Source organism: Pedobacter sp. N23S346 (assembly GCF_048515415.1).
Classification (GTDB): domain Bacteria; phylum Bacteroidota; class Bacteroidia; order Sphingobacteriales; family Sphingobacteriaceae; genus Pedobacter.
Map to the genome: position 1 here is coordinate 139,527 of NZ_JBLYEE010000013.1, position 21,396 is coordinate 160,922.

Genomic DNA, 21,396 nt, shown 5'->3' on the forward strand with positions numbered 1-21,396 from the left:
GTTGGTGAGCCACCAACCAGGAAATATAATAAAAGAAAAATTATACCAATTCTGCTAAAGCTTCTTTACTGAAACCTTTCAATTCATCTGTACGGTTGTTTTTAATTTTTTCTACCCAGTTTGCATCGGATAATAACGGACGGCCCACAGCAATTAAATCAAAATCACCACGATCCATTCTACGCACCAATTCATCTAAGGAACTTGGTTGTGAACTCTGTCCGGCAAATGCGCCAAAGAAATCTCCATCTAATCCAACTGAACCCACAGAAATAGTGGCTTTGCCAGTGATTTTCTTCGCCCAGCCTGCGAAATTTAAATCTGATCCTTCAAATTCTGGTTCCCAGAAACGACGTTGTGAACAATGCAAAATGTCGACCCCGGCATCTACTAACGGCGTTAACCATTGCTCCATTTCGGCTTCATTCTTTGCTAATTTGAAATCATAAGCAGCAGGTTTGAATTGTGATAATCGAATAATTAAAGCAAAATCTTCACCTACACGTTTACGGGTTTCTTTAATTACTTCAACAGCGAAGCGTGTCCTTTCTGCAAGGGTTTTACCGCCGTAAATGTCTGTACGGTTATTGGTTGCATCCCAGAAAAACTGATCAATTAAGTATTGGTGTGCGCCATGAATTTCAACAGTATCAAAACCTAAAGCCTTTGCATCAGCAGCAGCCTGACCAAAAGCTGCGATGGTATCTGCAATAGCAGCATCTGTCATCGGTACGCCGTTTTCAAACCCCGGGCTATTTAAGGAAGATGGACCTTCAAAAGGTGTACTTGGTACCCAACCAGAAGCATGATTGGCATGAATGCCCTGGTGCCAGATTTGCGGTCCCATTTGTGCGCCAGCGGCATGAACATCGTCAATCACTTTTTGCCATCCAGCCAAAGCCTGATCGCCATAAAAGTGTGGGATATCAGGGTCTGCAGAGGAAGATGGACGGTTAATTACTGTTCCTTCAGATAAAATTAATCCTACTTCTCCGGCAGCTCTTTTTGCATAATATTCTGCAACGGCATCGGTTGGAACGCCCCCGGGAGAGAAAGATCTCGTCATGGGTGCCATTACAATTCTATTTTTGGTGTTTAATGTTTTTAAGCTAAAAGGCTTAAATAAACTATCTGTATTCATATATTTCTGTTTTTATAATTCTGTACTAATGATTTGATTTAACATTTTGATTCCTTCTTCACTGCGTTTGTAATAAGTCCATTGACCCACACGGGTAGCACAAACCAGATTGGCACGCTGTAAAATGGAAAGGTATTCGGAGATGGTACTTTGTGATAAACCTGCCTTCATTTGAATCTGACCAACGCATACGCCCACATTTTCAAAATCAGGATTAAGTTGTTCGGGGAAGTTTGTAGCTGGTTCTTTAAGCCAGTTTAAAATCTGCAAACGGGTTTTGTTCGATAAGGCTTTAAAGATTTCTACTTGATCCATGATACAAATGTATATCGACTTTTCCCGATATGCCAATTATAAGAATGAAGTTTACAATTCTGTGTAAATGCTTGATTGATTTTTCTAATGCATAGATATTTTTAAATACTTCAACTATCTGAAAAATAAGATGCTTGATTGGCTGTTGATGATCAAAATTTGATCATGTTCTAAAAATGATCATGATCAAATTTTGATCATAAAAAAATAATTGTTACTATTGCTATGCATTGGGCATAGCGGTTTAATATACTAAGATATATGAACAATCAGGTCTTTAATTCTAAAGGTGCTGAAATTGAGATTGAAGCTTTCCATCCAGGAGAGTTTTTATTAGAAGAAATTGAAGCTAGACAAATCCTAAAGAAAGATTTTGCGAAAGCTTTAGAAATTCTTCCTAATAACTTAAGCCAGATCTTTGTTGGCAAAAGAAATATTTCCGCACAACTTGCAATAAAAATTGGCAAAATTTTAGAAACCAGTGCCGAATACTGGTATGGAATGCAGACGGCTTTTGATTTACAAAAGGCTAAAATGGAAGAAAAGGAAAAGGAATATGCGTAAAAAATAGTTTTACGGATAATTTATCTTGGTCTATACATTCTTACTGAAGAAGAAATACTTTAATTTAGTTATTCGTCTTTAGATAGGCTACCATTTGTTGATTTGTTTCCTGTAATCGCCATTAAACTGACGAAGTTCTCCTTTCGCACACAGGCTGGCTAAACTTAGTAAGTTGATTTGGCATTTAAAACTGACGAAGTTTCCCCTTCGCTATAGGCCAGCTAAACTTCGTAAGTTGATTTGCTTTTATAATGAGTGCCAGGTAAAACAAGAAATACCAAAAAAATCTTTAAAAAAAAGAACGGGGATAAATCATACCGACCTATCCCCGTCATCTAAATTAACGCTCTCATATACATAAACAGCCAAAAAGATGTTTTATTATATGGAGGTGAAAATTTTTTTTATTTTTTTGCTGCAGGCTTCTTAGTTGCTGCTTTTGGTTTATTAATTTCAGCTGAAGCATCTTCTGCTTTCTCAACTTTCTTCTTAGCCGGTGCTTTAGTTTTTTTCACTTCAGCAACTGGCTCTTCTATCGTTTCAGCTTTTTTCTTAGCTGGTGCTTTTGTTTTCTTTACTTCGGCAACCGGCTCTTCCACTGCTTCAATTTTCTTTTTCGCTGGAGCTTTTGCTTTTTTAGGTGCTTCAGTTTCTTCAGCTGCCTCAGCTTCTTTTTTTGCTGTTACTTTTGGTTTCTCTACTTTAGTTTCTGGTACCTTTACCACTTCTTCTTTTACTTCAGCAGCTTTTGGTGCATCTGCATTTTGTAAGTAGTTGGCTAAAACTTGTTTCAAATAAATCTCTGGCTTAGGCATGTTGATGATAGAACCCTTTTCTTTATCCTGAGATTGCTTGATGTAAGCTGATTTAATCTTTCCCCAATCTTTAGAGTAAAGTCTGATAAACATTTCAACAAATTGTTCATCTGTATATTTTTTAGGCAACCTACCCAGCACTGCCTGAATTTTTTCTTCTTTTTTATGTAATACCGCCATCGATTTTATTTTGTGCAAAGATAGCCTAAAATTATCATTTATAATTTTTACGAATTTTGTAGACTCAAAGGTTACAATTTTAAAGATGTTTATAAATTAAATCTAATAAGATGTTGCTGCAATATGATCCGCTAAATCCCCTTATTTCTTCCAGCCTTCCTTCATCTTTTTATAAGCTTTTCTGCTTACTTTGGATTTCTTTTTCGAGCGAGATTTTCCTTTCTTTTTGCGGGCATTGATGTTGTTAACAAGAGAATTTTTTACTCCAAGTTTATTTTTCTTCGAGCTTCCTTTTTTCTTTTTATCCTTCTTTTTGCTACCTTTTTCTTTTTTCTTCGTCGGTTTTTTCTTTTTCTCTTTTGCCATGATCTGTATTAGGTTAGTACACCATCATAACCATCAATCTTAAAGAAATGTTCGGAAGTAAAGAAAGATTCACTTCAAGAAGCTTGTAAACAAGAAAAGTTGATCTTCAGCGGTATCGCTTTAAATCAACTTACGAAATTTTCAAAGCCTGAGCGCTGAAGAATTTCGTAAGTTTTGAAGATAGTACAATAAAAGTTTCGAGGTATTCCCCCAAACAAAGGCCACCAAAACTTCGCAAGTTGATTTTTATTTATGAAACTTAAACTGCTTCTAAAAATAGCGAACTATTTAAATACTGTTTTTATGGCATCTCCAACTTCATGTCCGGCAGCTGCCTTAAAATCAAAGCCCAATAGCATAGATATGGTTTGCGCCAGTTGTTTGTGGTAAATTGTTGTTGGTGTTTTTAATTCGCCGGTTGGAGGTGTGTCCGGACCTAAAACCGCAAACCAGGTATTTTCAGAGCCTTTAACATCCGTTCCATGGCTACGCCACTGATCTATAGGAACATCGCCACGGCCATGATCGCAGGTGATGAGCAATGTGGTGTTGTTTTTATAAAATGGATCTGCCTGGATCATTTCCCATAAATTTTTGATGTAGTCATCCTCCTGTTTGGCCCGATCGAGATAAAATTTATAGTTACCTGCATGTGCCATATCATCAGTTTCATCAAAAGCAATATACGTTACCCTTGGTTTATATTGTTTAATGTATTCCTTACTAAATTCATAGGTAATGAAATCAAGCCTGGTAGAATCGCCAAGGTAATGTGGTACATGGTGTTGAAGTTCGTTCAGGTACTTTAATCTGGCATTGGCATCAGCATTCTTTAAATCTGCATAGCCAGAATATACCGGTAAGCCTGAACGGGTGGTATTTAAGATTTGTGGAAAGCGCTCCCATGATGAAAACGTAACTACTTTATCTTCAAACCCTTTTTGCTTGTTCAGGAATTCCAATACATTCATATTCGGGTTGGCAACGGCATCATTGGTATTCATTTTCACATCAGGAAAGCCTGTGAAAATTTCATTATATCCTGGATAAGAGAAATGATAAGGATTGGATAACTCTTCTTTATTGCCCAGGTCTCTGTTTCCATAAATTTGTCCTTGTTTGGCCAGGGTGTTCCATAAAAATGGAAAGAGCAATTTTCTCCTGTCCTCCAAAGATGCAGTCCAGTATTTTTTTCTCACTTCATTCTTGTCTTCGGTGTATTTGGAATTAATCATGGCAGAATCTGCTCCCCTGAATACTTCCTGCCAGCGCATTCCATCAAGGGTAATGATGATCAGGTTTTTTGTTTTTTTGGTTTGCGCAAAGCAAGATGTTGCTCCAATGGTTAAGGCAAAAATTAATATCAGCTTTTTCATAATAGTGGTGTAATAAAGGCAAGGCCAATAGTTAGCCCTGCCTGAATAGATCTTATTTTAAAATCCACATGATGCCATTGATGTCATCATTGCCATTAAACTGGCTGGTAATTGCTGCCTGATAATTTTTAGCATTGGCAGTGCGCTCTGCTGAAGGATATTTGAAGCGCTGTGCGATACGATTTCCATTTCCTGTTCCAGGTCCTGTTGTAAAAGCAGGAACCCCGGTGCGGCGGTACGTAAAGTAAGATTCTAAACCAGAGTGCCTGAATAATGCCAGGTATTTCTGTTGTAAAATCTGTGTGATGCCGTTAGCACCAGCAGTATATTTTACAGCCGCCTGGTTGTAGTAGGTATTGAAATCCACAGGGATAATAAAGGTGTCGTAATTGGAGGCGTTCGTTACATTTGTTGATCCCGGACGGTAAAAATAGGCAGTATAGTTACCACTTTCAGGAATGCCATAAGCACTCATGGAAGCTTTTATCCCCGCTATATAGTATGTTTCCGCATTTCCGGCTGCCCAGCCTCTGTTAATGCCTTCGGCAATGTTGAGCATGAGTTCTGCATAACCAATTTGTATACTTGGCTCACCGGTGTAAGTGGAATAAAAACGTTTACGGTTGATGAACGAATATTTCTGTAAACCTGCATTGTTGTACATCACACCCAAATCCAATCCTGCATCAGCGCCAACAAAAGAAGCAAAATCTGTAGCGCTTTGCTTGGCGTTATCTACTAAATCTCTTGAAGGTTCGGCAGTGGCGTAAACCCTTGGGTCTCTAAGGCGGGTAAGCAAACTGATGTAAGTTGCAGATGAATTTTTTCTCGATCCGCTCTGCCCGAAATTATTCGGATTTTGAGGATAAAAATTATTCGGTGCCACAAAGGTGTATTGCAGGTTATCGGCTCCACTCGTCATTAAAGGATATTTAGCTGGATTGCTAATGATGCTTGCAAACTGAGTAGCTACGTTTAAATCGGTATCTGATGTTTTTTTGCTTAATTGGAGTAATAGTCTGATTCGTAAAGCATTTACCGTTTTTTGCCACTTACTTAAATCATTATTGAAATAGATATCGTTGCTTAGCGTTGCACCTACACCAGTACCAAAGTTAGCAGGGTTTTTGATTAACTGATCCAGGTCGCTGTTAGCACTTTCCAGCCAGGCTAGCGACTGCTGCATCACGGTTTTTTGTGAATCGTATACCGGCTCCAGCGCATCCAGCCCATTTAAGGCCTGCGTCATTGGGATATCGCCCATCTCCATGCTCATTTTACTGAAGAAATAGGCCTTGAAGAATTTACCTAATGCCTCGTATGGATTGATGCTGGCTCCACCAGTGGCAGCAGCACGTTTTTCCATTTCAACTACGTTTTTAAGCGCAGTGTAATAGTCGTCGCCGCCACCTAAATCGTATCGGTTGTTACCATAATAATCGTAATTGTTCAGGTAATATTGGCTATACGTTTCTTTTGAGCCATCTGGCAGATCTGGTAAATTGTTTAATACACCATTAAACAGGAGGGATGCAGAAACGGCATTTGGCTTATTGGTGTTTTCAGTGAGGTCTTCAAAACTTTTTTTACAACCCGTTGCCAGGATGATTAGCATCAGGGGCAGCAGGTATATATTGACTATTTTTTTCATGATCTTTCGTGTTATCAAGGTTAGAAGGAAACGTTAAGGTTAATACCAAAGCTGCGGACAGTTGGTGATTGTAAACCGGTTGATGCCGTTGCATAGTTATACTGATCAAGATCTACATCCTTAAAACGTTTATCTTTATAGAAGTACAATAAGTTTCGGCCGTAAAGGGAGAAGGATGCTTTTCTGATAAAGGTTTTCTCCAGAAGTTCTTTAGAAAACTCGTATCCAAGGGTAACTTCACGCAGCTTGGTGAATGTTTTACTCATCAGGTTCGCCTCATCAACATTATAATATTTACTCACATAATCCTGTACAAAGGCAACCTGGGTGTTTGGCGCATATTGTAAAGCGGAATAATTAAGCACTGCGCCCGTGTTGGAATCGTAGTTGATCGAAGTGCCATTGGATATTACCACACCTTCTCCAACGTAACTGCCATTATAACCCGCCTTACCGAAGTTTGACCAATCCTGGTATCTTGCAGCGCCCAATGCGCCTTCAGCGGTTTCTGCATTAGCGCCTCCACGCATGGTTTTGTTGTGCATATAATCTACAATTACCCCACCTACATTGCCATCAAACTGTACCCCGAGGCTCAGGTTTTTATATTGGAATTTATTGTAAATACTCCAGTTGAATTTACCAATTTCATTGCCTAAAAATTGTGCAGTTGGGTTAACCAGTGGCTTGCCTGCTGCATCGTTAATGATTTTTCCTTCCGGCGTTCTTACAAATGCACTTCCATATAATTTATCTGTGCGGTCTCCCGCTTTAAAGAATGTGGCATAAATGCTTTGTCCTTGAGGAAGCTCTTTATAAACTTCTTTATATGTAGAAATATTGGTTAAAATGTTCCAGCTAAAGCCATCTGGTTTCTTGAAAACATCACCACTTAATGAACCTTCGTATCCTGTTTTTTTGGTTTTAAGTGCATTCAGGTATTCGATGGTATAACCTGTTGCTGTTGAAATGGCATTCGGTAAAATTCTTGGTCCATCAATGTATTGGAAAGCTGTTCCGCTAAAGGTTAACCTGTTTTTCAGAAACCTGATGTCAAAGCCTTCTTCATAGTTTACCCGGGTTGATGTTTTGATACCATTCTGGTATAAATAATCAGAAGCGTAACCTGCAGTTTGACTGTTATATGGTTTGCTGGTGGCGTAAGAAGTATTTAATGAATAATCAGGGCCATTGTATGGTGAACTATAAGTAGTACCATAACCCAATGGATTATTAAATAATGAAGGACCAGTGCTTCCACCAAAAGCAGTAATTGAACTAAATGGGGCAGGGCCTATGGTAGTAGAAGTTGCATCAGAGCGGATATTTGAATATGATGCCCTTACTTTTAAGAAGCTGATGAATTCGGGCATTTTAATGTAATCCGATACCACAGAGGCTAACGATAAACTCGGATAAAAATAAGTGGTAGGCACCTGAAAAGCAGAAGATTTATCTAAACGACCGGTACTGGAAATGGTTGCGTATTTGCCAAGACTTAAATCTAATGAGTAATACGCACTTAATACGCGCATGCCAGAATTGAAACTGGTTGACTGGATTGGGTTTTTGGAGTTGCTAAAGGCGTAAACTTCAGGGACATTCAGATAATCTGTTGATGTCCAGCTCGAATTGTAAGACATATTACGCATGTTTCCACCAATTAAACCAGAGATGTTGAAGAACTTTTTAATGGTATAATCATAATTCAACATCAATTCTGTATTGTTGTCAAACAAGTCGCGGCGGTCTTCACGGTAATCACCTTCATTGCCTTCACGTCCGTAAGGGTGAGCAGAAAAAGGCATTTTCTCGGTACGCAGGATGTTGTAAGTATCAATCTGTGAACGTATGGTGGCATTCAGGTTGGTATTGATTTTGTAATTGGCCAAAAGGTATCCGGTGGTATTCGTTTTACGATGACCACGGGTCCATTCTTTTACCATAAACCATGGATTGTGGTAACGGGTGTATTCTGCAAATTGCTGCTGAATACCTTCTTTACCAGGTTGCCAGATGGCTTTAATGTCTGGCGCATTCACATCCCAATCTGCACCCGTCCAAATGGCCAGGTTATAGATTAAGCTGTTCGGGCCATATTGTACATCTGGAAAATTATCAGTGGTTTGACGGTTAAAATTAATGTTACCTTCAAATTTCCAGCGTGGGCTTGGGTTAAATGAAGCGTACATATTGGCATTGGCAATGTCCAGGTATTGTTCCGGGATATAGCTATCCTGGTGTTGTTGCGAAGCAGAAAAACGGATGGTGTGATTTTCGCCGTTGGAGGTTAAGGCAATATTATTATTGGTTTGAACCCCTGTGCGTAAAAAGTTATTCAGGTTATTTGCACCACGTGCCGTGTAAGGTGTTGGCTGGCGTACGCCGTTTACAATAGGGCTATCGTACTGGGCAATTAATTGACCGTTAAAGAAGGGTCCCCAGATATCATAATCAGCATCCACACCGCCCGGTGCACCACCTTTACCATCAACAAACTGATAAAAAGTATTTTCACCTGCACCATAAGCACGCTGTACTCTTGGGAAAGCTAAAAAGCCCTTGTTAATTACGGTACTGCTATTCACATCAATGGTTAAGCCTTTTTTGTTTTTGTTACCTTTTTTTGTGGTGATGAGGATTGCACCATAAGATGCCCTGTTGCCATAAAGCGCCGCGGCTGCCGGGCCTTTTAGTACGGTGTAAGTTTCGATATCATCCGGACTGATATTATAAGTGTCCGTATTAATTGGAAAACCATCCACTACGTATAAGGAAATGGTATTTCCACGGATGGCTACATTGGGTGCGCCAAGCAATTCGGCCGAAGGGCCTACTGATAATCCGGCCACTTTACCAATTAAGCCCGTTACCGGATTTGGATCGCGGGCAAGGGTGAGGTCTTCTCCTTGTACCGTAGAAACTGCATAACCGATTTTACGGTTATCCTTTTTTACACCTAAAGCCGTCACCACTACTTCATTAAGTGTTTGGTTATTTCCTTTTAAGGTAATGGTAAGGGGATCGGTAGTGTTTTCAAGAATAACTTCCTGACTGGTAAAGCCTACAAATTGAAACTGAAGCGTTTGCCCGGTGTTAGCGGTTAGGATAAAACGCCCGTAATTATCTGTAGTTGTTCCGTTTTTAGAACCTTTGATCATTACACTTACACCGGGAAGAGGCTGATTGGTCTCATCATTCACGGTGCCTGAGATCTTGGTTTGCGCCAGTAAAATTAGCGGAGAAAGGAAGCACATCACCAGGAGTACAAGCCTTTTTAAATTGGGGTAAAAAGCATCCATAATTGCCAAATAATTTGAGTTAAGATTATTTGGCAATACTAAACTTTGTTTATTATTTGTAAACTAATTTTAAGTTAATTAAACTTTAAAAATTTGTTCACTTATCGTTAATAGTTTTTGGTTTTGGTAACTAAACCAATACAATTAAGTTAAAATGATTTAACACTGTGGCAATAATATTCACTTTTATCAACTCAAATGTTTAATTGCCATAGCCTTAAGACTTTGTAAGTTATCTATAGGGATTGCTGTTAATTTGGCTTCATCATCCCAGAAACGCATGCGGATAATGATATCAATATCCGGATCTTCTTCAAACACCGTAGCTTCCTGCGCAGTCATAGGCCCGCCCTGAAAGCCTAAGGTAATGCGGCTGGCCGGAGAGAGCTTATCATAATATTCAGGATATTTATAAGTGAGGTAGCGCTTGGCAATTACGTGGCCATTTACCAGTTTGGCCAAACGGGGAGAGAAACCACGCGCCAGCAAATAATCTGCTCCGATCTGCTCGTGATTTACATTACCCATGCCATTCATGCTTCCTACCTCGGAACTGGCGGCGCATAAATGTCCGATATCATGAAAAAATGCCGCAAGTACCACTTCATCATCATAGCCTTCTGACAGGGCCAGACTCGCCGCCTGCGACATGTGTTCGAGCTGGGAAACGGGTTCTCCGATGTAATCATCATTTCCATGCGCTTCATATAAAGCAAACACTTCGTTAACTATAACCTCGGGACTTATTGGTTTTTCTATCATTTAATATTAAAAATGCAAATAAAAATAATTCATGTTAGGTAAGAATTAAGTTTTTGTGATCTCCTCGCTAATCCCTAAAATATCTTAAAAGCCTTGCCATGCTAGAATTTATTCTCTAATTTCCGCCTTTACCAAAAATCAGATCAATGGAAGATGATGTACTGATCCAGATCAGTAACCGTATTAAAGACAGGCGCCGCGAAAAGAATATTACTGTTCAGGAACTGGCTATCAGGGCGAATGTAAGTAAGGGATTAATTTCGCAGATTGAAAATAGCCGTACTGTACCTTCGTTAATTGTGTTAATCGATATTATTAAATCTTTGGAAATTGATTTAAACGTATTCTTTAAAGATATAAAATACAATGGCAGGAATTTTCCGCTTCTCATCCGCAGAAAGGAAGACTACGAGCATTTTGAAAAAGAAGATGCTGCTGGTTTTAGTTACCAACGTATATTTACCCAATCCATTAAAAAATCTACCGTAGATGTGGTCATTCTGGAACTTGAGCCTGATGCACAAAGGCCACAGATCCAAACTGAAGCTTTTGAGTACAAATATATACTTAGTGGTACTGTTGATTATCATTTTGGGGAGGATATATATCAATTAAAGCAAGGTGATTCGATGCTGTTTGACGGCCGGATGCCACATACACCAAAAAATTCTGGGAAGGAGAAAGCCAGCATGCTGGTGATTTATTTCTTTGAAGAAAACAGCTAAATTTAAATATATCTTAACATTAAGGTAGTTTTGTAATAATAAACTAAGTTTACTTTTGCTAAACAAAATGTTTTAGCAATGTCCATTAAACTTGTAGTGTTCGATATGGCCGGTACCACGGTCAAAGATGAAAATAAAGTTACGCAAACTTTTAAAAATGCCTTGCAGGAGTATGGTTATGATGTTTCTGATCAGATTATCAATCCTTTAATGGGTTATAAAAAGATTGTGGCGATTACCAAAATGCTTCACTTGTATGAAGCTGATCTCTCCAAGATTACGTCAGATCTTATTCATCAGATCCATGAAACCTTCGTGCGCCTGATGATTGAATACTATCAGCAAGCTGACTTTCTGGAAGCCTTACCAAATGCAGAATCTACCTTATTATCCTTAAAAAAGGCAGGTATTCAGATTGGAATTAATACTGGTTTTTCGAAAGACATTGCAGAAGTTATTATCAAAAGACTGGAATGGCGGGAGAAAGGTGTATTTGATTTTTTAGTTTGCTCGGATGAAGTTGCTGAAGGACGCCCAAATCCTGGAATGATTAACCGTTTGAGGCAACTTGCCGGTATTTCTGAAGTGGATGAAGTGGCGAAGGTTGGCGATACCGAAGTTGATATCCGTGAGGGACAGAACGCAGGTTGCAAATATGTAATTGCAGTAACCACCGGCGCATTTACCCGTGCCGAGCTGGAGCCTTATCACCCAACGCATATTATTGATGACATTGCTGATGTGCTCAACATCGTTTTATAAATAAAAGCTATGGGCTTAGCAAAAATTTTAAGGGCAAAAATAGCCAATTGGCCTTATGCACTTACTGCATTTATATCTGCTTTCGCTGCTTTTGGTGCGTATTCTTCTATGTATGCCTTCCGCAAAGCCTTTGCTGCGGGTACTTATTCCGGCCAACAATATCTTCACATAGATTATAAAGTTTGGCTGGTTATTTTTCAGATAGTGGGCTATACGTTAAGCAAATTTTATGGTATCCGTTTTATTGCCGAACTAAATGGCAAAAATAGGGGAGTAACGATACTTTTACTGGTAGGAATCTCCTGGTTGGCGTTGCTTGGGTTTGCACTCGTTCCGGCTCCATACAATATGATTTTTTTATTTGTGAATGGCTTTCCATTGGGGTTAATATGGGGCCTGGTATTCGGCTACCTGGAGGGGCGCCGCTCTACCGAATTTATGGCGGCCGTATTGTCCATTAGCCTGATATTTGGTTCTGGTTTCGTCAAAACGGTTGGTCAAACGCTCCTTCATGCCTACCATGTAAATGAATACATGATGCCGTTTTTAACCGGAGCATTGTTTGTAATCCCCATCATATTTTTTGTGCTCGTGCTCGAACTGATGCCGTTACCAACTGAGCAGGATAAACTGATGCGTACCGAGCGTAAACCGATGACTGCTTTGGAAAGGAAACAATTTATCAGCCGATTCCTTCCCGGAATTATCCTAACGTTAGTAATCTATGTATTGCTTACTGTGATGCGTGACATCCGGGATAATTTTGAAGTAGAGATCTGGAATAGCCTGGGAATTACCGATAAGAATATTTATGCAAAAATAGATAGCCGCATTTCTATCATTGTACTTGTGGCCATGAGCTTACTTTTTCTGATTAAAAGAAATTTAAGAGCTTTCAGTATTATCCACCTGTTAATTATCGGCGGATGCATTTTAATTGGAGCATCTACCATCTTGTTCAGTTTACATATGATTGGCCCTGTAGCCTGGATGACTATGGCTGGCTTGGGGCTTTATCTCGGCTACGTGCCTTATAATGCCATCTTTTTTGAACGCATGATTGCTACCTTTCACTATAAAAGTAATGTTGGCTTTGTGATGTACCTGGCCGATTCTCTTGGTTACCTGGCTAGTGTAAGCGTATTAATCGTTAAAGAATTCGGAAAGCCAGCTATTAGCTGGGGCAACTTTTTTAAAGAGGGCGTTATATTGGTTGCCGTGATTGGAAGTATTTGCGGCACCTTATCCTTAATCTATTTTTTCCTGTCTGCTCGTAAAATCAGTATACGGGAGAAAACTCAGTTAAAATTTTCTACTATATGAATAAACCATCTGCCATCGTAATTGGTGCCGGCATTGTGGGGCTTGCAACAGCCCTGGCGCTAGCAAAAAGAGGATTTAAAGTAACCGTGTTTGAGCGTAATGAACGTGCCGTTGGTGCCTCTATCCGCAACTTTGGGATGGTTTGGCCAATAGGACAAGCTACGGGGCCGCTCTTTGAGCGTGCAATGTTATCGCGAAGCATCTGGAAGCAAATTTGCCTGGAGGCTGATATCTGGCATGATGAGGTGGGCTCGTTGCACATTGCCAATAGTGAGGATGAACTTGCCGTAATGACGGAGTATGTTGAAATGAATCAGGCTTATCGCGAATGCCTGTTGCTTACACCCAAGCAAACTTTAGCAAAATCAGATGGTGTAAATCCGGCTGAACTGAAAGGTGCCTTGTGGAGTGGTACTGAAATGATTGTGGAAGCCCGGGTAGCTATTGGTAAAATAGCAAGTTACCTGGAAGAAAAGTATGCGGTAGATTTTCATTGGAATACCGCCATCAGCCAGGTAGAAAGTTCAACCGTAAAATCAGGATTGCGAAGCTGGCAGGCAGATGAAATCTTTATTTGTAGCGGTGCCGAATTTGAAACATTGTATCCTGAACTTTTTATACAGCAGGAGATTACCAAATGCAAGTTGCAAATGCTGCGGATTAATAGCCAGCCAAACGGATGGCGGATTGGACCTGCCCTTTGTGGTAGTTTAAGTATGATTCATTATCCGGGATTTCACGCTACACCATCGCTTTCCAGCCTGCGTAAACGTTACGAAGAAGAATATGCAGAATACCTTGAATGGGGAATTCATGTAATGGCGGCCCAAAATCATACCGGAGAAATTACCATTGGCGATTCGCATGAATATGGCCTTGTTCATGATCCATTCGATAAAGATTTCATCAACCAGATGATTATCAAATACCTTAATACCTTCACTAATTTTAAAGACAATAGCATTGTCCAAACCTGGAATGGCATCTACCCGAAAATGAAGAACGGAGAAACTGAACTGATTTTCCAGCCAGAGACAGGGATTACCATCATTAATGGCCTGGGCGGTAATGGTATGACCTTATCTTTTGGCTTGTGTGAACAAACTATAGGTGCTAAGTTTGATTAGTTTTTTAAATACGAGGTAAGTAAAGCATAAAGCTGAAAGCGAAAAGATGAGCGCTCAAGACAAAGCGAAAAGACCAGCGCTTAAAAACGTAGCATATAGTTCCCATGTCTTGCTACTCGCTACTCAATATTTGCTACTCAATACTAACTGCCTATAACTCATATCTCCTAAAAATAACTTCGTAATAAGTAAAATTACCCTATAAAAAAAGGTGATTTTACCCGACTCTATTTTTTCTGTAAATCAATTTTAATCTGTAGTATTGTAATATAATTAATTGTTTTCTGTAGTTGTATTTCTCGTTTGAATACTTAATAAAAAATACACTCTTATACTGGTTGCCTTTATCCAAAAATTACTTGTCAAATCCCTATTTGTAAATCTAAGATAATCTGATACGCGCTCACTCAAACACTTCATACCACCTTATATCTGCTCTTCCAATCCCGTTAACAGGTTACTTTCGTTTTTAGTTTTTTTATAAGTATTAGATAAAATAAGATCATTTTACTATACCATTATAATTTTAAATTAAACCTTAACTCAAACAATTGTGAAAAATTTACTATCAATTATTCTTCCTGTGCTCGAAGGAATGGAAGAATCGCCATTAAAGCACCAACTTTTAGCGTACTTTCCGCAACAGGCAGAACACTTTGCTACAGTAGAAAAAAGTTTTACCAAGCTAACAGCAATCCCTCATGACAGAGATCAGCTTAAGCCTTTTTTTCACAGCTGGAGCCAAACCAACAATAGTGCAGTTACTGTTGCCGGATTAAGTAATCGCATGACAATGCTGATCCATAAAAATACATTTGTGCCGGATGAAGCACAATTGTTCAGATCGGTAGCAAACCTGAACAGAATTGTTGATGAAGATTTGGCTGTTGTGGGAAGAGTATTGCATTCTGATCTTTTTTATACTATGGCGACTAATACTTGTGGCGATGACGGATGGTTACTAAGACAATACCTTGATCCAAGTGCCCGGGCCTTTAAATATTGGAAAGACCAAAATTCATTGCGCAACAAAGATCTGTTAATTGGTCTTTTAACCACATTGGTGCATGAAATTTATACACATGGCGAAGTAGAGTTTATCCTGCCTAAGTTTACACGCTGGCTAGAAGATGACTATGGTTTTGATAAAGATACCTTAAAACATACTTTGGCATGGATCACAGTACATTGCGGTCCAACAGAAAAAAACCATTTCTTTTATGCCGTTAATGCCATCAATCATTATGTAAAGGCCATGAATGTAAACCTGGCTGATTATGACCTTAGCGAAATTGTTGCCGATTATTTAAGTAAAAAAGCATCGGTAATGGAAATTATTAGTGCGGGTTTAGATCCGGTTATGGCTGAAGAATTCCAATAACGATGATGGGTGAGCTTATAGAAGAACATACCATCTGTAGTAAGGATGTGCTGAATGAATTGCTATTGAAATATCTGGGCGAAATCCCCTGCAACGGTGCAGATTCTTTTTCGCCGGTACCTGTTGTGGTGGAGCGGAAGGAAATAGCCAGAATGGAAAAGTTATGCCAACTGTTAAACAAAGCATTAGCCAGTGTTGTAAATGCCTATTTTAATAATGAAAGCATCCGTTCCATTTATAACTTCGATGAAGATTTAAACCGCATATTAGGCATGGCACAAGCACAACCTTATGAGGTGGGCATGTATCGGCCTGATTTTTTACAGGCGGAAGATGGCGGAATCAAAATTTGTGAAATAGGGGCCAGGTACCCCATTAATGGATGGATGATCAGCTATTACCTGAATGTGATTACTAAGGAGAATGAAACAATAGGTTTACCATCACTGGAAGCTGTTCCTGCTCAACAAGATTTTATTGAAACTATTTTCAATCGTTTTAATAGTAGTGAGCCCATTGTACTGGTACATGAAAAAGAAAAAGGCACCGAGGTATTTTACTTATTAAATGAATTTGGTAAGCGGGGTTTGGATTATGTTTCTGCAAGTCCTGCGCAATTCACTCATCAGAATGGTGAAGTCATGTTAAATGGTAAGCCTGTGAGTCAGTTTATTCTGGAAATGGATCGGGAAGAACTGCGTAAATTTGATCCTGAAGTATTGAAGCTGATCATCAGCCAGGGGAATTATTTTAACGATGTTCGCACACTGATTCTGGTTCATGACAAACGCATACTGGCTGTTTTGTATAATGAGGAAATCATGAGAAATTATCTTTCTGAGGAGGAATACCTTTTTTTACGATCATTTCTGATTCCGACTTATGCCTTAAATACTTCAGAAAAACGAGCAGAGGTAAGTCACTCGCTATTAAACTGTGTGTTAAAACGCAATAGTGGTGGCCGCGGGATTGATATGTATGTAAAAAGTGATTGCGAAGCTTCTCTGTGGACTGATATTATTGCCAAACAATGGCCGGAATATATGGTGCAGGAATATGTACCGCAACGCTGGTTTAAGCATGTCAATGGTTCTGAGGATTCGCTAATCAACCTGGTAGGCATGTTATTGTGTTATAATGATCAATCTTTTGGCCCGGGCTTGTTCCGAGGTTCGGCAGAGCATGTGGTTAACGTTCACCAGGGTAGGGGAGTAATTTTCCCGGCCATGATGTCTGAATCGTAACATGACGCATACCGTTATCATCCCCTTATTTAATAAAGCAAGTTATATTGCTCAAACGCTTCATTCACTCCTCCGTCAGCACAAAATGCCGGAGGAGTTGATTATTGTTGACGATGCCAGTACGGATCACAGCCTTTCCATTACCCATGAATTTTTACGTAATCATGCAGCTGAATTTGGACATTGCAGGATACAAGTGATTGAACTGAGTGAAAATAAAGGCCCGGGCAATGCACGTAATATTGGTTTTGCGGCCAGCAGCTGTGAGCTGATTAGCTTTCTTGATGCAGATGATGAATATCACCCGAGCTTGCTTGAAATTGTTGCAGAAGCATTCAACAAGCATCAACTTGATTTTATGGTGCTTGATATTACTTTTATGCCCTGCAGGGAAATATACCCAAATCTGGAACCCTTAAAAAAATACCTGGAACCGATTGCGGCTGATCTTTACCTAATCAAAGATCCATTAGGGGCTGTAAGCTCACCACACTTCATTATGGGCGTGGGGAGTAATGTGATCACCAAAAGAAAATGGATCGCTGCCCACCAGTATATCGCTGAAGCACAATTAAACGAAGGAATTGATTTCTGGTACCGGGTGCTAAAAGGAATCCTGAACAGTGAGCCAGGCAAAATTGCATTGCAAACGGGTGGTTACCTGTATGTGAATGAAGTGCCAGGTAGCTTATCTAGGAAACACTATTCCCATTTTAAGCAGATTGAGCTGCCACCAGTTATTTTAAGGTATATCAACAGTAAGGATAAGCATGATCGTTTATTGATGGGGATGATTGGTGAACGCTGGTACAGACATGCCTTAAAAAATTTGATCTCTAATCATCAAAAAGTGTACTTCATGTGGCATCATCGGCGTTTTTTGACACCATACCTTGGCTATCTGCTTCTTAAAATGAATGTTAGATCATGATTGATAACTTTCTTCAACAGTACTATCAGATTGTCCGGCAGTCGGAACTTTTCAAATCCTACTATCAGGATCATGACGATTATCAAAATGCCCCGCTGATGGGTAAAAAAGAATTGATCAGTCAGTTAAATGATCACTTTGATTTGCATCGGGAGAGCAGTGGTGTTTATTTAGTGCGTTCTGGCGGATCTACCCAAAAGCCGTTGGTTTTTCCAGTAGATATTGCCGAAAACCTGGAGCAACGAGCCGTATTGTCTGCCGCGTTAAAAAAGGCCGGAGTATTTACACCGAAAACCATTGCGCTGAATATGTTTGGCTACATGGAAATGTATCGCACCGCTGCAATTATGGATGACCTCCTGGAAAGATGTAGTGCAACTACTTTGGTGGCCAGCGCCAGCTTACCTTATGAAGATGCCTATCATATGGCTCAAAATTTTAAACCTAATTTATTATTGGGTACGCCTTCTAAGTTATTTCTCTTTGCATTATATCTTAAAAAAAATCAACTTAGTTTATCCATAGAAAATCTTTTATTTGGGGGTGAGTTTTTGCCGACATCGCATGTTGATGTTTTTGAAAAGATTTTCGGTACCCGGCAAATTTATTCGCTGTATGGCTCGGCAGAAACAGGAATCTGGGCCTGGTGTGACTATAGCCGATCGCCTTCTTTATTCAGGGTGATTGATGGTTTGGTGGTTGAAGTACATATGCCAGATGCGGACGGCTATGGGAGCCTGCTGGTGAGTAATTTGTTCCGAAAGCGCTTTCCTATTTTCAGGTATAATACGGGTGATATTGGGAGATGGATTGAAATTGATGGAATATCTTATCTTGAATTAAAGGGAAGGGAAAGCCACTCGTTTATGTTTAATGAGTGCAATTATGAGCTGGATGATTTTAACCTCATTTTAGCAGATGTGGAAAGGTTTCAAATCCAAATCATGCCACATGAAGGGCATACCATACTAAAGTTTTTGTTGATTACTGATTTATCGGATATTGTCAAAGCACAATACATTGAACTGAAGCTTAAACAACTCTATGAAATATTTGGTTACGAAGTGAAAAATTTAGCGGTTTTAGCGGGTGCCGATCTCCAACTTTATACGAACCAAACTACAGGTAAGACACCGGTGATTGTTGATAATCGTCTACGATGATTATTAGTTGGTGGTTTATAATCTGAGTTCGATAATTAATTTGATTAAAAATTGTAATCATGCTAGTAAATATTTATATATAAGTTACTGATATTCATGTGTTTGTAGGCGCGTGATTATATGCAATAAAGTTGCGGATATTTTCTGAATAGTAGACCGAATTTTGCAAGAACTTTGATAAAAACACTATAACTTCATTCCAGGGAAGCCTTCTCGACGTTGACTTACGATGTCTTATTATTTAATATTTGGGCTGGATTGGTAGTATACAGTTTCTTCTCTAAATAACAATCAATCAAACTGTAAAAACTAATCAATTGTACGCATTTTAATCATCGAGCACAGGTTATAATGCTTTGGTGGAAGATCCAAAAATGGAAATTTTTCCCTGGTTTTTCCGTTATGGGCGGAACCAATGATAAAAGATGGTTTGATCAGGATGTGCCCGAAATAGATTGGAAGGTTCTTCGTGATTACCTTATCACTGGATAGACGATATCGGCCAGTTATCATTTAGATCTACAGGCAGACTTAAGTGATATACAAGGTAAGTATAGCGAGATCATGGACTTGAGGTGGGGTAAACGTGGAATGAAGGTGGACTAAAGAAATCAATTTCTTGACACACTACCTTAAATATAGGGAGAATAATTAAATTAATTCTATAACCTGAGCGTTCGATTAATGATATGCCTTACCATACTATTTGAACAGGTTATTGCTATGAGTTAACCCCTATCCGCCTATCGGCATCTTTCCCCTGAAAGGGAAAGGGCGTAAAAAAGGTAGCAGACCGGGGTGTTAAAATCAATTAATTATCGAATTTAGGTTTATCGTTTCATTATTTAAGCTTAGTTCTATTAAGCAGAAAGCGAAATTTTATTTAAAGGTTAGTTTTAATATTTTATAAATTGTTTTTTAGGAACGAATGTTATTACCATAGTCATTTTAGTTTTTAACCTTAACGCAAACCACCATCCGCTAAATTAAAGGTTCTAAGGTATCTCTACTTTAGAATCATGATCCTTCACTACAATATTGGTAAATGGAGCAGTTTGTCTGAAGGCTACCGTATCTGCAGGAGTATTGGCTACAAAAACAGCTAATTTTCCATTGGTAAAACTGTCATTATGGATGGTAGATGGCTTAATGGCTAGTGCTGATCCATCGGAAGGGATCCTAAAAGTAGTAAATCTAATTTGGGGATTACTCTTATCTGTAGCTTCTACCTTACGCCCCAGTGTAACCTTCGCTTCACAAAAAACCTTTCCATTTGTGGTTGGTTTTGGTAGAAAAATATGTGGGAAAGGATGGTGTTCCACAAACATACCACCACCACCAATAGGCGATAGGGCATAGTTGCGGATGTAATCAGGTAAAGAAGTGTGATATTCCATTCCGAACAAAGTATCTTTAAAGCCCAGGTAGAATGGTTCTTCCGGCTTTAGTAGTTTAGCTCCATAAAAAGCGAGTGTTTCTTCATAATCAGGATGTGTAACATCAAGTACAGGGAAAATGATAGCATTTTCATTCACATATAAGGAGCCGGTTGCGCCAAATACGTTTGATGAAGGATCAAGATTAGGTAAATTTCCACCATTTTCACTGCTTACCCAATTGGAATGGACCAAAACAGCATTACCTTCCTTGATGTATTTGTGATTTTCAGCCAAAGCTTCCAATTGCTCGATCAGGGTTATTTCAAGCGGATCCGTTGGGATGACCTTTACACCAGTACCTTCATTTGGCGTTAATATAACTTTATCACTTTTCTTAATAGGGCCATAAATTCCAGTGGTCGTCATTAGAGGAACACCCTCGCGACTTTCTCTTAAAACAACGGCATCATTTAAAAAACGGATGTTATTTATGAGATCTTCATGGGAGATTTTAATCTCAACGGTTTGCCATTTTCGTTGACCGAGAATTTCTTTTAATTTATCCTCTGATACTGGTTCTAAGTCCGGTGAATAGGATGTTCTGAATACGGAGCTCATGAGTTGCGTTTTTAGATGGAGCGTATGTTAATTATTTAGTCTATGAGATTAGCAGGATAGGGCTAGTCTGTTTTTCTAAATAAAATTAGACTTAAAAATATAATTATTCACTACTACCAGAAAATAATTATTAAGTTCTATTTCGGATCAAGCGGGATTCTTGGGGGGAAGAAATAATTTTCTTTTTTTTGTATTCGAATTACAGCCCTATCCATTTTTATTTTGAGCGACGCCGGCCACATCCTAATCAGTCTATTACTTCCAGAAGGTA

Annotated in this window: 18 protein-coding genes; 9 read left to right on the plus strand and 9 right to left on the minus strand. The window is 39.1% G+C overall.

Annotated elements, in window-relative coordinates; all coding sequences use genetic code 11:
• Nucleotides 1-40: 40 nt before the first annotated feature.
• Together ACN1CD_RS20035 and ACN1CD_RS20040 are read right to left on the minus strand one after the other, a co-directional pair.
• Nucleotides 41-1,141: an NADH:flavin oxidoreductase gene (locus ACN1CD_RS20035; RefSeq protein WP_419132185.1), complete on the minus strand. Its 1,101-nt coding sequence runs from the start codon at nt 1,139-1,141 to the stop codon at nt 41-43.
• A 12-nt stretch (nt 1,142-1,153) separates the two neighbouring features.
• Nucleotides 1,154-1,456, minus strand: a complete 303-nt coding sequence (locus ACN1CD_RS20040; protein WP_419132186.1) for an ArsR/SmtB family transcription factor — start codon at nt 1,454-1,456, stop codon at nt 1,154-1,156.
• 261 nt (nt 1,457-1,717) lie between these two features.
• Between ACN1CD_RS20040 and ACN1CD_RS20045 the strand changes: the two genes are divergently transcribed.
• Entirely contained in the window at nt 1,718-2,020 is a 303-nt protein-coding gene (locus ACN1CD_RS20045) for a HigA family addiction module antitoxin (RefSeq protein ID WP_419132187.1), read from the plus strand.
• Between the two features lie 404 nt (nt 2,021-2,424).
• On the opposite strand, the gene ACN1CD_RS20050 is transcribed toward ACN1CD_RS20045, so the two are convergent.
• The 6 genes from ACN1CD_RS20050 to ACN1CD_RS20075 all read right to left on the minus strand — a co-directional run bounded on the left by ACN1CD_RS20050 (nt 2,425) and on the right by ACN1CD_RS20075 (nt 10,472).
• The gene (locus tag ACN1CD_RS20050) at nt 2,425-3,015 is read right to left on the minus strand and encodes a hypothetical protein (RefSeq protein WP_419132188.1); all 591 of its coding nucleotides are present in this window, start codon (nt 3,013-3,015) and stop codon (nt 2,425-2,427) included.
• Nucleotides 3,016-3,156: 141 nt separating this feature from the next.
• Nucleotides 3,157-3,381, minus strand: a complete 225-nt coding sequence (locus ACN1CD_RS20055) for a hypothetical protein (protein ID WP_419132189.1) — start codon at nt 3,379-3,381, stop codon at nt 3,157-3,159.
• A gap of 284 nt (nt 3,382-3,665) precedes the next feature.
• A complete protein-coding gene (locus ACN1CD_RS20060) occupies nt 3,666-4,757 on the minus strand; it encodes an alkaline phosphatase family protein (RefSeq protein WP_419132190.1) in 1,092 nt (363 codons plus the stop codon).
• 52 nt (nt 4,758-4,809) lie between these two features.
• The gene (locus ACN1CD_RS20065; RefSeq protein WP_419132191.1) at nt 4,810-6,408 is read right to left on the minus strand and encodes a SusD/RagB family nutrient-binding outer membrane lipoprotein; all 1,599 of its coding nucleotides are present in this window, start codon (nt 6,406-6,408) and stop codon (nt 4,810-4,812) included.
• 20 nt (nt 6,409-6,428) lie between these two features.
• Entirely contained in the window at nt 6,429-9,710 is a 3,282-nt protein-coding gene (locus ACN1CD_RS20070; protein ID WP_419132192.1) for a SusC/RagA family TonB-linked outer membrane protein, read from the minus strand.
• A gap of 189 nt (nt 9,711-9,899) precedes the next feature.
• Complete coding sequence (locus tag ACN1CD_RS20075; RefSeq protein ID WP_419132193.1) at nt 9,900-10,472, minus strand: HD domain-containing protein; 573 nt, start codon at nt 10,470-10,472, stop codon at nt 9,900-9,902.
• Between the two features lie 146 nt (nt 10,473-10,618).
• On the opposite strand from ACN1CD_RS20075, the gene ACN1CD_RS20080 reads away from it, so the two are divergent.
• The 8 genes from ACN1CD_RS20080 to ACN1CD_RS20115 all read left to right on the plus strand — a co-directional run bounded on the left by ACN1CD_RS20080 (nt 10,619) and on the right by ACN1CD_RS20115 (nt 19,128).
• The gene (locus ACN1CD_RS20080; protein WP_419132194.1) at nt 10,619-11,197 is read left to right on the plus strand and encodes a helix-turn-helix domain-containing protein; all 579 of its coding nucleotides are present in this window, start codon (nt 10,619-10,621) and stop codon (nt 11,195-11,197) included.
• Nucleotides 11,198-11,275: 78 nt separating this feature from the next.
• On the plus strand, nt 11,276-11,959 hold the full coding sequence (locus tag ACN1CD_RS20085) for an HAD-IA family hydrolase (protein WP_419132195.1): 684 nt from the start codon (nt 11,276-11,278) through the stop codon (nt 11,957-11,959).
• Nucleotides 11,960-11,968: 9 nt separating this feature from the next.
• Nucleotides 11,969-13,282, plus strand: a complete 1,314-nt coding sequence (locus ACN1CD_RS20090) for a DUF5690 family protein (protein ID WP_419132196.1) — start codon at nt 11,969-11,971, stop codon at nt 13,280-13,282.
• A complete protein-coding gene (locus tag ACN1CD_RS20095; RefSeq protein WP_419132197.1) occupies nt 13,279-14,409 on the plus strand; it encodes a TIGR03364 family FAD-dependent oxidoreductase in 1,131 nt (376 codons plus the stop codon). The genes ACN1CD_RS20090 and ACN1CD_RS20095 overlap by 4 nt, the downstream gene beginning before the upstream one ends.
• A 553-nt stretch (nt 14,410-14,962) precedes the next feature.
• Nucleotides 14,963-15,790 carry a hypothetical protein gene (locus ACN1CD_RS20100; RefSeq protein WP_132533872.1) on the plus strand — a complete coding sequence of 276 codons (828 nt, stop codon included), beginning with the start codon at nt 14,963-14,965 and terminating at the stop codon, nt 15,788-15,790.
• 2 nt (nt 15,791-15,792) lie between these two features.
• A complete protein-coding gene (locus tag ACN1CD_RS20105; protein WP_419132198.1) occupies nt 15,793-17,034 on the plus strand; it encodes a hypothetical protein in 1,242 nt (413 codons plus the stop codon).
• Nucleotide 17,035: 1 nt separating this feature from the next.
• A complete protein-coding gene (locus ACN1CD_RS20110) occupies nt 17,036-17,965 on the plus strand; it encodes a glycosyltransferase family 2 protein (protein ID WP_419132199.1) in 930 nt (309 codons plus the stop codon).
• Nucleotides 17,962-19,128 carry a hypothetical protein gene (locus ACN1CD_RS20115; RefSeq protein ID WP_419132200.1) on the plus strand — a complete coding sequence of 389 codons (1,167 nt, stop codon included), beginning with the start codon at nt 17,962-17,964 and terminating at the stop codon, nt 19,126-19,128. Before ACN1CD_RS20110 ends, ACN1CD_RS20115 begins: the two co-directional genes overlap by 4 nt.
• A gap of 995 nt (nt 19,129-20,123) precedes the next feature.
• On the opposite strand, the gene ACN1CD_RS20120 is transcribed toward ACN1CD_RS20115, so the two are convergent.
• Nucleotides 20,124-21,125 (minus strand): hypothetical protein, encoded by a 1,002-nt coding sequence (locus ACN1CD_RS20120; RefSeq protein WP_419132201.1) that lies wholly within the window; start codon nt 21,123-21,125, stop codon nt 20,124-20,126.
• Between the last annotated feature and the right edge of the window lie 271 nt (nt 21,126-21,396).